The sequence below is a fragment of the Citrobacter sp. TBCS-14 genome (assembly GCF_005280805.1).
GTDB classification, from domain to species: Bacteria; Pseudomonadota; Gammaproteobacteria; order Enterobacterales; family Enterobacteriaceae; genus Citrobacter; species Citrobacter gillenii.
In genome coordinates, this window is the sequence record NZ_SZWM01000452.1 from 1 (window position 1) to 275 (window position 275).

The 275-nt window shown below is 41.8% G+C and carries 1 pseudogene; it reads right to left on the bottom strand.

Features of this window, described 5'->3' with window-relative positions:
• Positions 1-198, bottom strand: a pseudogene (locus FDX22_RS31245) (acyltransferase); the annotation flags it as partial.
• Positions 199-275: the final 77 nt, after the last annotated feature.

The following is a 275-nucleotide window of genomic DNA, read 5'->3' on the forward strand; positions in this document are numbered from 1 at the left end:
GCAATACATCATGAAATTACAGAAGACAGAAACCTTGCGCCAGACGACAGGAATGGGCAAAAGGAGTTTTACAACCCCTGCAAGGATGATCGGCACAGAACAAAAAATCGTGACCAATATGGTCAATACGATACTCAGCAACAGCGTTATCGCAGCGAGTATTCTCGTCATAATTAAATTATTCAAAAGGTTAGCCATAGATAGTGCGCTAAATGAGGCGCAAGGGGCTGATTTTATCAGAAAACGAACCAAATGATGGATCTTCGCTGAATAGA